Raw genomic sequence first — 11474 nt, forward strand, 5'->3', positions numbered from 1 at the left:
TACTCCTTCCGGGGTCGAGGGCTGGGTGCGTCACACGTCCCGACAGAGCGGGAGCGCGGCGACGGCGAATGCGGTGGCCTGCTGGCCGACGAGTCTGCGCGTTTCGCAGGACGCCTGGACCGCGGCTTGCTCGATGGCGGCGACGGCGACATCCAGCTCATCGACCGTGGGCGCGGAGACGGAGATGAGGCCGGTGTAGCGGAGCACGCCGTGCCCCGCGGTGAGGTCGGACTCCTGCTGAAGCACGTCCTGGTACTCAGCCGTGCGCGAGGCGTCCTCGACCTGGCCGATCTTCGCACGTTGGGTCGCGTCGGAGAGCAGGCCGACCTTCTTCTTCCGCAGGTCGCGGGCCGCGATGTCGGCGCGAACTGGTGTGCAGATGAGCGAGAACGACCGCTGCACGCCGGAGGTCAGCAGCAGCGGCGCGAGGAATCCGGGGAACACCTGCGAGCGCGGCCACTCGGAGAGCCACAGCACGGTGTGGTGCGCGGAGTCGGTGCGCACGCGATCCCAGCTCTCGGTCACCGCGACCGGCCCCGCGGTGGCGAGGGAACGCCCGATGTCGGCGTGCCGCTCCAGCGCGGGCGCGGCAGCCGGGTCGTAGGCGGAGCGCAGGATGACAGCGACTTCGCCGGGCGCGAGCCAGCCGGTCGTGGCGAGGTCCGCAGCTCGCAGCGCCGTGACGAGCGTGGTCATCTCCTGACGCAGCACGGCGGCAGCTCCACGGATGCCGCCGCCCGCTGAGCGGATCTGTCGTCCCGAGGCGTTCATATCGAGCGCAATCGAGATGGTCGTCGCATGGCGCTCGCCGGTCGGCCCAGCACGCTCGATCAGCTCCCGGTAGGTGGTCGCGGGCCAGGATTCATCGTCGCTGCCGTGCCTGGCCCACCATTCGGCGAGCCCCGTGCCTGAGTCCGGCAGCGTCCGCTCGCAGACCTGGAGCCGGGCGATCCGGCCTGAGCGGCACGCGGTAGCGAGCACCCGACCCCAGCCGTTGATCCGCCGCTCCTGCTCGCCCGGATCGAGCAGCACGAACGCCGGGTGCGTCACCCCCAGCACCGCGGTCAGGGTCTGAGCGTGGGGGTCGTGCACCATCGCCGCGCCCGTCTCGGGATCGACCCATTCGCGCAGCGCGGTCGCATCGCCGGGGAGCGCGAGCGTGCCGACGGGACGCGGCTTGATGACGCGGCGGCGGAAGATCAACTGCCCAGCGGTGCTCCGCCACATCCAGCGCGACACGATGGGCAGCCAGTCCACGAGCTTGCGCCCGCCCACGGGGACGACCGCGAGCAGCAGACAGCTGAGCCAGATCGGGGATGTCCAGACCAGCCCCATGCCACCGCCCGTGTAGATCGTGGCGACGACCGTGACCACGCCGATGCCCAACACGATCAACTGCGAGATCGACAGTCCGAGCAGGATGCCACGGTGCGCGAGTCGGGAGAACTGCACGGGGGAGAGCTGCTGCTCAGGAGCCGGAGGGTGCCGGGTGGCCATGTTCTACCCCTTCCTCGGTGCCACGGGTATCGGCGGCGTTGATGTCTCTGCGTGCCCGGCTGCTGCGCCGCCGACCGCGGCACCGACTTTCGGCCCAGTCGTCGCTGCGGCTTTGACAACCTGCGCCCCGACGACGGCTGCGGCCGCAGGCCCGGCCGCTGCTGCCCCGGCACCTGCCGCGCCTCCCGCCGCCGCGCCGCCACCGGAAGCGGCCGCCCCGCCACCTGCGCCCGCAGCGCCGCCTGCTGCGCCACTTGCAGCGGGAGCTGTGCTCGGCGCGGGAGGAGTCCCGCCTCTCGCGCCGCTTTGCCCTCCGAGGACGGACTTTGCCGCGTTCGGCTGAGCCTTGACCGGCAGTGGGACGGGTCGGTTGAGCGCCGACTTCGCTTCCTGCTCGCTCGACATCGCGTGGTACATGTCGAAGCCCACGAACGAGATGAACTTGTACGTCAGGTACGGCGCGAACGCGGCGATGAACATCAGCACGACGCCCGAGATCGGGTCACTGATCGAGGCGAGGTCGAGGTCGATGGGCGCGCTGATTTGCCCAATGGCGACGAGGAACACGACGACGATGACGAGCTTCGAGAAGATGAGCGCCACGACGAACGCCGCCCAGCGTCCGAACCAACCCTTCGCGGCATCCCAGGTGAACCCGGCGAGTGCGATGGGCGCGAAGACAATGGCGACCAGCAGCAGCGCCTTACGGATGAGCAGCGTGAACCACACGATGCCTGCACCCGCGATGCCGAGCCCGGCAAGGAAGATAGTGATGATCGCACCGACGCCGGGCGAGGCGATGTTGATCGTCGTCAGCCCAGCGGCGAGCAGTGCCATGCGGTCGCCGATGCCTTCCATCGTGTTGCCAGTCGCCTGCACGATGCCGATGGTGAGCTGATCGGTGACCTCCAACAGGGTCGCGGTGAGGGTGATGGCGACGAACGATCCGAGCACCGACTTGGCGAGTCCCACGCCCGCTCGCGACAGTGCCATCGGATCTCGATGCACGAGCCCGGTGATGAGCTGGAGGCAGAAGAAGACGAGCATGACGAAGATCGCCACCCCGAACAGGACGTTGTAGACCGAGACGTACTGGCTTCCGGTCACGTCGACGAACGTGGTCGAGTCGAACACCGCCCACACGCTCTCGAACAGCCAGGCGGCGGCCTGCCCCATTGCCTGCGCGAGCCAGTCGAACGGCGCGGAGATGAGCGACGCAGTTCCCTCACCCACGGCATCGCACACTGACGCAATGACGGGCACATCACAGATACTCATCGGCTCAGCCATCTCAACTCGGTCGTGGTGTTAAACCGACTGGCCGACGTTCCAGAAGAAGTTGACCAGGGTGACGGATGCCCCGCAGATGATGGCCGCGCCGCACGAGACGAGCACGCCGACCTTGCCACGGCTGGCAAGGTGCGGATTCGAGCTGTTCGCCCCGTAGCCCCAGACCACGGCCGAGATGATGAGCGCGAGGACAGCGAGGATGAGCCCCACCGTCATGGCCGCGCCGACGATAACGCGGAGCTGTTCGATGCCGGGCAACCCGTCGGTATTGGGGTCGATGTCGATCACTATGTGCTCCTTCAGCAGGCGAGGGGACGAATCGCCTAGTAGGTGCGCACGCTGCACCGGATGCCTGATGTCGGCGGACCGTGGCACGATGAAGGCATGAGGACACGACCGCGCGAGGGGCTCAACCCATAGCCCCGGTTCGTCCTTCGTCGAGGGGCAGCGGGCCGGGGCGCTGAGCACCCTCGGAGGCCTGCCGTGTCTCGTACCGACGCCCATGTTCCGCTTCGTATCCGTGTCGCCCGTGGTGACATCGGCCATGCGGAAGTCCACGACCACGCTGACGGCGTATGCGATCTGCCGTCACCCTTTGCACCCGACGCGCTCTGGCGCGGCTCCGGTCGCTGCCACTGGGAGCATCGCTGGGACGGCCATGCTGTCTGCTCCTGCCAGATGTGCCACGGCGGGGAGGAGAACCGGCGTGAACGTCGCCGGGAGCGCCAGCGCGTGCGTCGTGACCTTCGCGTCGTTGCGCGGTGGCTCAGCGATGGGGAGGTCGAAGACCGCCTGAACCCTGAGCCTTAGCCCGACGAGTCGAGCACGAACAACTGACCGTCATCGGGCGTTTCGGTAGTCGGAATCTCACCGCGCTCGATCGCAAAACGGAGGAGGATCGCCGCTGCCGCCTTGCGCTCGGGCCTGTCGAGACCTCTGAAGTCGACAAAACAGTGCCCAGGCGCACGATCGAGTCCTTCGGGTAGGGGGCTCTGGGAGTCGTCGATTGCGATGCGTCCCGCCTGCGTGACTTCGCTGATCGACACGGCGCGCACGCCAAGCGACCAGCTACGCGCGTGCCGTGAATGCCAGTCGCGCGCATCTTGCGGGCTGACCAGGGATGAGCGGCTAAATGATGGCTTGCCCTGATCTGCTGTCGAGGGCGCAAACGCGAGAGAACCAATCTGCCCGTCCGCAGAGATCATGTGCTGAGTGATCTGACGGAAGAGCAATTCGGCCGGTTCAGCGATCAATGCCTCGCCCTCGGCGAGCTCGAGGTCAGCAGGAATCATCGCGCCCAACCCGTCGCAAACGCCGTGGCGACGCTCAGATCGGTGACCTGCTGCTGCTCAGGCTCGAAAGAACCGGGCGCAAGGTGGAACAACTCGAACTCGGCATCCGGGGAGATCTCGATACTGCGAACCTCCTCCGCCGAGGACCACTCCAGCAGCACGCCGCCTTCGGCGGTTGGGAACACACCTGGCCGTCGTATCCCCGCCTCATGCACGGCTACAAGAAGCGCGTTCGCTGCCTCGATAGCGGTGAACTCAATCGACCGCCCCTCGCCGCCATCACCCCACCCAGGAGCGAGCGCAGCGAGAGCGATCAAGGCGTCGTCCGACAGGTTCGTTTCTTCAACACGGGCCGTCTCAACGAATCGCCACGGCACGCCATGCCGATACTGAAGCTGCCCGGTCAGGCGGACGACCGGGCCGACTTCTGCGGAATCGAGTACCTTCCTGAAGTCTTCCTTCAGCTCAGGGTTTGACTTGTATCGTCCCTTGAGAGCGCCGTAGAGGAGGCTCTCAAAGCGGTAGCTCTGATTCTCGGGATCGAGTTCGGTGATCCGCCCGGCAACACTCTCTTCCACCTTCACTAGGTGGTTCTCTGGTGCCGATCCGTCATCGACGATGAAGAAGTCATCGAGTTGCAGGCGCTCGATGGCTTCCTTGCGAGTCACAACGGAGATCACCACGGGAGGCTTGTCGGCACCCTCGACGTAGACCTCGATACTTTGGTTCTCTTCGAGCGTGGAGCCGAAGTCGGCGACGTCTAGCCGGAACTGTTCGCTGACTGCTGGGGGTAACTCCGGCAAGGGCGTTCCGGCGTATGCGGCGCTGATCGTCGCCTCAACGGTGTCATTCGCTACTTCCTGGTACTGGACGTAGGCCGACGGTTGCTCGTCGACAACGTAAACATCCGCGCTACCAGGTTCGATACGGTCGATGGCGAGACTGATGTCTGCCTTGAAGTCGGCGGGGAGATCCTCGCCAGGGTGGTCTCTGCGCCAGTTGGCTTCAGCGATCGTCTGCATCAATCGCTGGTACCGCTCCAACTCGACCAGCGAGTCGATGGGGAGGCGGCCACCGGCAAAGCGCTCGCCTGTCAACCGAATGCGCCGCTGCTTCGGTGCTGACTCCTCCATGAACTCAGGCTAGTGCTTGGGCCTGACGTGGTTCATGCAAGTGATCCTTCGCCACGTCGGGCGTATCAGCCACTCAGATGGTCGCGCCGACGCCGAGCAGGAAGTTGACCCAGGTGACGCCGAGGCCGGCGAGGGCTGCGGCTCCGATGGAGACGAGGAATCCGGTCCGCGCTCGGACGGCCGACGAGATGTTGCCGTTCGCCGAGGAGATCGACCACACCGCGGCGCAGATGACGAGCATGAGCACGGCGAAGATGAGCACGACGGTCAGCAGCGCGCCGACGATGGCACGCAGCTCGGCCTGCCCGCCGACGGCTCCGAAGTCGGGGAACACGTCCATGTCAGGCAGCTCCTTCCGCTGAGCACAGGGCCGCGGTGCCCGCGGCGTCGAGGTTCTGGACGCCGCGAGCCTCGAGCCAGGGCTCGGCGTCGACGGCTGCCGAGTTCGTGCCGCCGGGCCGGATCTCGAAGTGGAGGTGCGCTCCTGTGGACCGGCCCGACGAGCCGACGTTGCCGATGTGCTGGCCTGCGACGACGCGATCCCCGACGCTGACGAGGATGCCGCTCTCCCACATGTGGGCGTAGGCGGAGGCGATGCGCTCGCCGCCGATGGTGTGCTCGATGATGATGAGCCCGCCGTAGCCGGAGGAGAGGCCCGCGTGGCTGACCACGCCGTCGGCGAGAGCGAGGATCGGCGTGCCGTCGGCTGCGGCCCAATCGGTGCCGGAGTGGAAGGCGCGCTCGCCCGTGAAGGGGTCGGTGCGCCAGCCGAAGTCGCTCGTGTTCACCCACGTTCCGTTCGGCAGCGGGAACACCAAGGTGGACGTCTCGGGCACGCCGCCGAGTGGCGTGCCGCCGGGAGCGGTCTCGGCGCGCCGGGTGAGCGCCGTGAGGATCGCTTCGGCGACCGGCTGGTAGTTCTGGTAGCGGTCGGGGTACGCGGAGACCTCGACCGCTTGCGCGGCCTCGCCGGGGTCGAGGCTCTGCCAGCCGGGGATGTCGAGCAGGCCGCGCGGCGACGGGTAGTTCGGCCCGGTCGCCCCGCCGTAGAACGCCCGCGCCTGGTAGTCGGCATCCATCAGCTCGGCGACCGTGCCCCAGCCCGCGCTCGGGCGCATCTGGAACAGTCCGAGCGAGTCGCGGTCGTTGCCCGCGCCGTCGTTCGGGTAGTCGGTCGACTCGGGGACTGCGCTCGGGTTGGCGAGCATCCGAAGCCGCGATTCGGTCAGCGCAGCCATCAGCGCGACGAGGACGCCCGCGCGCCCCACGCCCTGGGTCTGCGCGCCGACGGTGACGATCCTCGCGGCGTGCGTGAGTTGCTGGTGGTCGAGCGTCACGGTCTCGCCCGCGCGCGTCGTCGCTGTGAGTGACTCGGGAATCGGCCCGACGACGAGCGAGCTTGACGAGAGACACGCGGCGAATACCGCGGGCGACACGAGCAGACCCACGCCGACCAGGCTCATGGGGAGCAGTGCGATGAGGGTGGCGATGGCCACAACGAGCTTCTTCATACGGGTGCCGATCAGCGCAGGGGGTTGTCAAGCTCAGAGAGGCGAAGCGCGCGGCAGGTGTCGAAGGTCGGCTCGCAGGTGATGAAGACGGTGAACGCGACATCGTGGGAGCTGGTCACGGGCTCGGTGCCGTGGATGCCCTCGCGTTGTCGGATGCCGGTGATCGTGTAGGCGACGGTGCCCGGAAGGATCTGTCCCTCGGATGCCTGCTCCAGCGCGGTCGCCCACTCGTCCGGCACGAACACGTCGTTGATGTCGAGCCATTGGCGCGTCTGCATCGTGCGGAGTTGAGCCCAGGCGTCCGCGGTCGGGAGGTAAGTGCGCACGTCAGAGGCGAGCCCGGCCGTCTCATTGCCGGAAGGATCGCCCACATCCACGATGACCTGCGCGTAGTCGGTCGGAACGAACTCGGTCGCGGTGTCCCAGGCGAACAGCGCGGTGGCGAGGGCGCGCGCGAACGTCTCCGGGTCGTCAGACTCACGGACGACGGGCGGAGTGCTCGATGTCGGCGACGGCGTGCTGGTCGACGCGCTGGGAGGGTCGCCCGCGGTGTTTTCGGGCGAGGGGTCGGAGCGAGGCGCGAGCAGCAGTCCATAGAGCCCGATTCCGACGAGGACGGCGAGCAAGGCGGCGCCGACGATCAGGACGATCATGAGGCGACGGGGGAAGCGGGTCTGCGGCATCAGGCACTCTCCTTGGCGAGACGTTGGCGAGCGGCGCGGGCCGCGTCGAAGAAGCGGACGGTGGCGTCGAGGATCGTCTCGAAGTGCTCCCACTGGTCGTCGCTCAGTGCGGTGCCGACCTCGGCGGGGTCGTAGTGCGACCACCACTGATCGAGGTCATTCCAGGTGAGCGTGAACGCGCGCACCGGGTAGCGAACCGGCACGGCGCTCGACGCTGGCGCGGGTGCCGGGCCTCGCTTGCGCCCTTGCTTCGCGCGTTCCAGCGCCTCTTGCGCGAGCAACTCCAACTCGTCGGGCGGCTCAGGCTCCTCCTGCGGGATCGCGAGCATGGCGATCGTGCGGGCGTGCGCCGTGGTGATCGACGCGCCGCGGTCGATGGCCTCCAGCTCGGAGCGGGCGAAGTCGCGCACGTCCTCCGGCTGCCGGGGATCGTTGACGATCCGCTGGAGGTCACTGATCTGTTCCAGGCTCGTGTACGACTTGCGGCCGGTAACTATGAGCGCCGCCTGCGCGCGGGACTTGCCTGGAGCGCCGATCAGCGGTGGTGCCGTCACGGCACCACCGCTCGTTCCGGCGATTCTCCCGCCTGCGCCGAACTGCGTCGCTGCTTGGCGACGGGAGGCATCCTCGGCCATGAGTGCCTTCAGCTCGCGGTACAGCGCCGCGGCCTCGGTCTGCGTGAATGGCTTGTGCAGCACGTTGTCGGCTTGCTCAGCCATGAGTCGCTGGAGGCGGTCGCTGATTCCGGAGCGCACGAACACGTTGACCTTCTTGTGCCCAAGCTGGCGCAGCGCTGCGAGACGGCGAGCGCCGCAGACGAGCACCCCGTCCGGTGTCACAGTCGGGGGTTGGAGCAGGCCGTCACGCTCGATGGACGCCGCGAGTGCGTCGATGTCGCCCAGCTCCGTGCGATGACGGCTGCCGACGACGATGGAGTCGATGGTGCGCTCCAGTTCGATGTGCCCCATGCCCGCCGCCATGTGCTCACCTCGCTCCCGCGAGAGTCGGAGCGTTCAGCGCCAACAGCAGAACGAGGTCGTCATCGGTGAGCAGTGCGCGCAGTGGCTCGCCTACGAGAAGGCGGAAGAACACGCCGCGGCCGACGGCGGTGTGCGCCTGGTCGGGATCGGGGTTGCCGAGGATCGCGCGGAGCAGCGCGTTCCAGCTCGCCGACGACAGATCGAGCACGGCCCGAGCGTGTCGGTCTCGCCGCAGCGACTCCGCAGCACTCGCCCGCGATGGCGCTTCACCGAGCCGGGTGCAGATGTGTTCGATAGCCGCGCGTGCCGTCTGCTCCGGCCAGTCGAGCAGGGTCAGCAGCTTGATCGCGTCCTCGACCGCGCGGACGACGCCAGTTGTCTTCTCATCCCGCTCGTCCTCGGCCTCACCCGCGGGCGCGACCTGCAACGCCTCGTGGTAGTCGGTGAGCGGGTTCTCCCGGTCACTGAACCGCTCCGGGTCGTGGAAGCCGCTGTACTGCGGCCTGCGCGCCTGATGCGTTGAGCACAGCAGGCCATTACCCCGTTCCTCGGCGATCAGCGTGACCTGCACGGCGCGGGTGATGACTGCCCACGGATCTTCCGCGTTGCGCACGGCCGGGGTGCGCATCGCGTCGAACGCGGCGCTCGCCGCCTCCCACGGGTCGAGGCCGTGCTTTCGCGCGAGGCTCGCGTACCGACCCGCCGTGTACTCCATGAGCGCCGCAACATCCACGTCGCGCCGCCATGCGCCTTTCCCGTCGCCGTGCAGACGTTCCAGGAGCGCGCGCAGTCCCTCCGGGGTGCGGAACGACGTTGGAACGGCCGGGGCAGACATGGTGCGCTCACAGGTGTCGGAGCGGGTCGCGGCTGACAGAGGACTGATGCGTGGGCGACGGCCCGAATGCGGAGAGCGGCGCAAGGCCCTGCGCACGCACCCGGATACCGGGCCGGGTCACCGGAGTCGCCTGCGGCGAAATCTGCCGACGCTCCTCGGCGCGGCGCGCCAGCTCTGAGCGCAGGTCGATCCCGCGCCCGATCATGCGAGCCGAGGCAGACGGGAGCAGCTCGGTCGGCCGCACCCACACCACCTGACTGTGGTCGTTGTCGGCCCGCAGCCGACCTTCCAGCGACGTGGCCGCAGACGATGCGCGCGGGGGGCGGGACGGGTCACCGTGGCGCGCCAACTCCGACACCTCCGATACCTCGTCGCGGCGCTGCTCGGCGACACGTCGAGCCTCCGTAGCCTCGTGCGCACGTTTGGTGTCCGGTGTCTCGTCGCTCACAGCGTGCCTCCTTCCGGCGTGGCGGCGAGAGCGGGCGTCGCTAGCCAGCGGCCGACCGTGGACGGATGCACTCCGGTCGCACGAGCGATGGCCTTGTTCGTCATGCCGTCCTCCTTCAGTCGCAGGGCGAGTTCTCTAGGAGCAAGGTGCGCGGGCGGTTCCGGCGACAGGTACTCGACCGCGTTCGACACCGACCCGGCGGGCTGCACCGATGGCTCCGCACTGAACCGTCGGGTGAGCACGACGGTCAAGTGCGTGATCGCCAGGAGCACGAGCGGCGGGACGGCGGCGACCGATCCTGCGAGGGCCGAGGGAACGTCGGCGTCGGCGGCGACGACCGCGTGGATCGCGTTGGCCGCAACCGAGACCGCGGCTCCGGCTATGAGTAGCAGCCACGGATACCAGGCGGCGCGCTGCCCTCCCAGGGCTACGACGGACACCGTGGCGACGACGATGATGCCGTCCACGATGAGCGGCCACGCCCACGCCTGGCTTTCATCTACGCCGGAGCGGCGCGCGAGGTCGGCGAGCGCCGTGAACGACAGCCAGAAGGCGGCAGCGGCAATGAACACGGTCCCGGCCACCGCCGTCCACACGGCAAGCCGCCCGCGCGGGCGTTGCGCGATGCTGGGGATCACGAGAGCACCTGACCAGATGAAGGCCCAGCTGCATGGTCGGGCACGGGACTGGCGGCAGGCGCGGAAGGTGCGCCCGTCGCTATGCGGTGTGCCGAGCGGATCGTTGTCTCGATCTCTGGTGAGGGCAAGCCCGCGCGCTCCGCGGCCGGCCCCAGCGCGGCGCGCACGCGGTCGGGCGGGATGCCTGCCTCGATGAGCCGACACGAGGCCCAGAACAGGCCGCGGTTGCGCTCGCCCTCGCCGCGCATCCCAACCCAGCGTGCGATCCGCTCCACGTCGATACCGTCCGTCTGCTCGACAGGGATGACGGGCATCGGGCGCGCAGGTCGCGGATCGAGGAACTGCCGCAGCGCGCTGGCGTCGACGGGAACCGCGCCGCCGCGGCCGAATCCGATGAGTGCGTACGCGCACGGCCCCGCGTCAGTGGGGATGATCGAGGGCGGCACGACGACGTAGCCGCCCGCGCCGCGGAAGTCGATGCCAGCGCGCGCCACCTGCCAGGACGGCTGCACCAGCTCGGGATCGGCCGGGTAGTAAGCGTGGACTCCGCCCGACGGCGTGCGGACGAATGCGGCCCAGCGATCCGTCAGCCCTCCGCGCCGGGCCAGCTCGAATGCCGCGAAGCCGCGGATCGCGCCGTGCACGTCGACATCGACGACTTCCAGCCCCGAAGCATGACCGGTCGGCACGCCGATGTTGGCGCGCGGCCAGCGCGCCCACCAGCGGGCAACCTGGCGCAGCTCGGCGCTTGCCTCGTGGAATCCTCGTTTGGTCAGCGGCCGCTTGCCGCCAGCGACGCAGGGGAACACCGGAATGCCCGCCTCCGCGTAGCGGCGTGCCGCCTCGCTCGGCGGGAGCCCGGTGACCGAAGCGAGCAGGGCACCGGCATCCAGTGCCTCGCGCTCGCGGCGCGAGGCTTCCCGAATCGTCATCTCGGCACACCTCCTGTCGCCTGGTCGTGAGCCGTGAGGCTCTTGTCGATCAGGTACGCCAGGGCTTCCGAGGGGTGGTGGGGGCCAGATGGGCAGCGCGTCAGCATCGCCGACTCCGGGTCCACGGTGAGACGATGCGGGTGACGTCCCATGGGGTGGTGTAGTTCTCGGGCTCGAGTGTCACGTCGTGGACGTGGTGAGCCATCGTGCGATGGTCAGGTGAGAACCGACAAAA

The 11474-nt window shown here is 68.5% G+C and carries 13 protein-coding genes; all 13 read right to left on the bottom strand.

Annotation, left to right across the window (positions count from 1 at the left end; all coding sequences use genetic code 11):
* Nucleotides 1-30 precede the first annotated feature (30 nt).
* Nucleotides 31-1497, bottom strand: coding sequence for an SCO6880 family protein (locus PYV02_RS14545; protein ID WP_275759785.1), 1467 nt, complete (start codon nt 1495-1497; stop codon nt 31-33).
* 3 nt (nt 1498-1500) lie between these two features.
* Nucleotides 1501-2775, bottom strand: coding sequence for a conjugal transfer protein TrbL (locus PYV02_RS14550; protein ID WP_275759786.1), 1275 nt, complete (start codon nt 2773-2775; stop codon nt 1501-1503).
* A gap of 30 nt (nt 2776-2805) precedes the next feature.
* A complete protein-coding gene (locus PYV02_RS14555) occupies nt 2806-3075 on the bottom strand; it encodes a DUF6112 family protein (RefSeq protein ID WP_045246597.1) in 270 nt (89 codons plus the stop codon).
* A 518-nt stretch (nt 3076-3593) separates the two neighbouring features.
* On the bottom strand, nt 3594-4079 hold the full coding sequence (locus PYV02_RS14560; RefSeq protein ID WP_275759787.1) for a hypothetical protein: 486 nt from the start codon (nt 4077-4079) through the stop codon (nt 3594-3596).
* Entirely contained in the window at nt 4076-5212 is a 1137-nt protein-coding gene (locus tag PYV02_RS14565) for a hypothetical protein (RefSeq protein ID WP_275759788.1), read from the bottom strand. The genes PYV02_RS14560 and PYV02_RS14565 overlap by 4 nt, the downstream gene beginning before the upstream one ends.
* Nucleotides 5213-5285: 73 nt before the next feature.
* Nucleotides 5286-5552 (bottom strand): DUF6112 family protein, encoded by a 267-nt coding sequence (locus tag PYV02_RS14570; RefSeq protein WP_275759789.1) that lies wholly within the window; start codon nt 5550-5552, stop codon nt 5286-5288.
* Nucleotide 5553: 1 nt separating this feature from the next.
* Nucleotides 5554-6708 (bottom strand): M23 family metallopeptidase, encoded by a 1155-nt coding sequence (locus tag PYV02_RS14575; protein ID WP_275759790.1) that lies wholly within the window; start codon nt 6706-6708, stop codon nt 5554-5556.
* Between the two features lie 26 nt (nt 6709-6734).
* The gene (locus tag PYV02_RS14580) at nt 6735-7406 is read right to left on the bottom strand and encodes a hypothetical protein (protein ID WP_275759791.1); all 672 of its coding nucleotides are present in this window, start codon (nt 7404-7406) and stop codon (nt 6735-6737) included.
* Entirely contained in the window at nt 7406-8374 is a 969-nt protein-coding gene (locus PYV02_RS14585; protein WP_275759793.1) for a ParB N-terminal domain-containing protein, read from the bottom strand. Before PYV02_RS14585 ends, PYV02_RS14580 begins: the two co-directional genes overlap by 1 nt.
* 16 nt (nt 8375-8390) lie before the next feature.
* Nucleotides 8391-9221 carry a hypothetical protein gene (locus tag PYV02_RS14590; protein ID WP_275759794.1) on the bottom strand — a complete coding sequence of 277 codons (831 nt, stop codon included), beginning with the start codon at nt 9219-9221 and terminating at the stop codon, nt 8391-8393.
* Between the two features lie 7 nt (nt 9222-9228).
* Nucleotides 9229-9669: a hypothetical protein gene (locus PYV02_RS14595; protein ID WP_275759795.1), complete on the bottom strand. Its 441-nt coding sequence runs from the start codon at nt 9667-9669 to the stop codon at nt 9229-9231.
* Nucleotides 9666-10307 (bottom strand): DUF2637 domain-containing protein, encoded by a 642-nt coding sequence (locus tag PYV02_RS14600; protein WP_275759796.1) that lies wholly within the window; start codon nt 10305-10307, stop codon nt 9666-9668. Before PYV02_RS14600 ends, PYV02_RS14595 begins: the two co-directional genes overlap by 4 nt.
* Complete coding sequence (locus PYV02_RS14605; protein WP_275759797.1) at nt 10304-11239, bottom strand: bifunctional DNA primase/polymerase; 936 nt, start codon at nt 11237-11239, stop codon at nt 10304-10306. The genes PYV02_RS14600 and PYV02_RS14605 overlap by 4 nt, the downstream gene beginning before the upstream one ends.
* Between the last annotated feature and the right edge of the window lie 235 nt (nt 11240-11474).

Source organism: Antiquaquibacter metalliresistens (assembly GCF_029211225.1).
GTDB classification, from domain to species: Bacteria; Actinomycetota; Actinomycetes; order Actinomycetales; family Microbacteriaceae; genus Rhodoglobus; species Rhodoglobus metalliresistens.